This is a genomic window from Neisseria sp. P0021.S007 (assembly GCF_051956855.1).
This window is the reverse complement of the sequence record NZ_JBQCXA010000061.1, coordinates 1-1,447: the sequence shown is the minus strand read 5'-3', so window position 1 is coordinate 1,447 and position 1,447 is coordinate 1. Positions and strand designations below refer to the sequence as shown.

General features: G+C 50.4%; 1 protein-coding gene. It reads left to right on the top strand.

Translation table 11 applies throughout. From position 1 onward, the window contains the following. Nucleotides 1-270 precede the first annotated feature (270 nt). Complete coding sequence (locus ACTHUR_RS11055; protein WP_440398603.1) at nucleotides 271-1,242, top strand: IS110 family transposase; 972 nt, start codon at nucleotides 271-273, stop codon at nucleotides 1,240-1,242. The last annotated feature ends 205 nt before the right edge of the window (nucleotides 1,243-1,447 follow it).

Here is a 1,447-nt window from a genome sequence, read left to right as displayed (position 1 = left end):
ATCCAAGTTTTCCAACTAATCGTCAGTTTTAAATCTTTGTAAGGCCGTCTGAAAACCCAAACCCCGTTTTCAGCAAGCCGTAGCCCGCACCCCTGTCAACCGCGTGCGTGGCTAGACCACACACCCTTGTATATCGGAACACCCGTATCATAGCAACAAACCGCCCGGCCGCCACCCGTACACACCCGAGGCAAACAACCGTCAAGTAGCTCAGGGAGCGGTCGGGCAACCCATCGACACAACCGAACAGTTGCCAGATAACACAACCGAATGCAAGGCAGGTTTATGATGAGTACCCAATACAATTACGCAGGCATCGATATCGCCAAACGAAACTTCGTCATCGCCGTTTCGTCTTTGTCCAAGACCAAAACCGAAACCAATAACACGAAAGGTATCGCCCATACCGTCGAATACCTTAAAAAACACAACGTCGCCCTCGTCGTGATGGAAAGCACCGGCGGTCTCGAAATTCCCGCCGCCAAAGCCATCCACCGCTCAGGCATAGCCGTGATTATCGCCAACCCACGTCAGACGCATCAGTTTGCCCAATCGCAGTCGCTGACCAAAACCGATGCCAAAGATGCCAAAATGCTCGCCTTCTTCGCACAGATGACGGCACAGAAAGAAGGTTGGCAAACCATGCTCTACCACCCGCACACCGAAGCGGAAGAAGTGTTGGAAGCCTTGGTTAACCGCCGCAACCAGCTGGTGGATATGCGGACTGCCGAGAAAAACCGTCTGTATCAGGTTCACGAAACACAAGTCGAAAGCGTCAAACAACTGATTGCCCATTTTGACAGGTTGATTGATGACTTGGACAAACAAATCGACGACCACACCCACACGCATTTTGACGGCAAAGCCAAAGTAGCAGAGCAAATCAAAGGCATCGGTTCGATAACGGCGGCTACACTGATGGCGATGCTGCCCGAATTGGGACGGCTGAACCACAAACGGATAGCGAGCCTGGTCGGTATTGCCCCGCACCCGAGGGAGAGTGGGGAAACCAAATTCAAAAGCCGCTGCTTCGGCGGAAGGTCTGCGGTGCGTAAGGCTCTGTATATGGCTACCGTGGTAGCGACACGTTTTGAACCGCTTATTCGGGATTTCTATCAGCGCCTGCTGTCTAAGGGTAAGCCGTATAAGGTTGCCGTTACGGCATGTATGCGCAAACTGCTGACGATATTGAATGCCCGGATGCGCGATTACTTTGCCGAAAACGGTATCCAAACGGCTTGATTTGAGTTTTTGTATTTTTGCCCGACGGGGTGAAAAATACAGTTGCTACCTATGAATCATAAAGAGTTTGAAATCTATGTGTAGGGTGTGTGCGGTACGCACGCACGCGGTCTTTTAAAAATGTTCTTTCCAATCAAACCAAAGGCCGTCTGAAAGTATTTCCCAACTTTCAGACGGCCTTTTTATATTCATATTTCTGTTTATT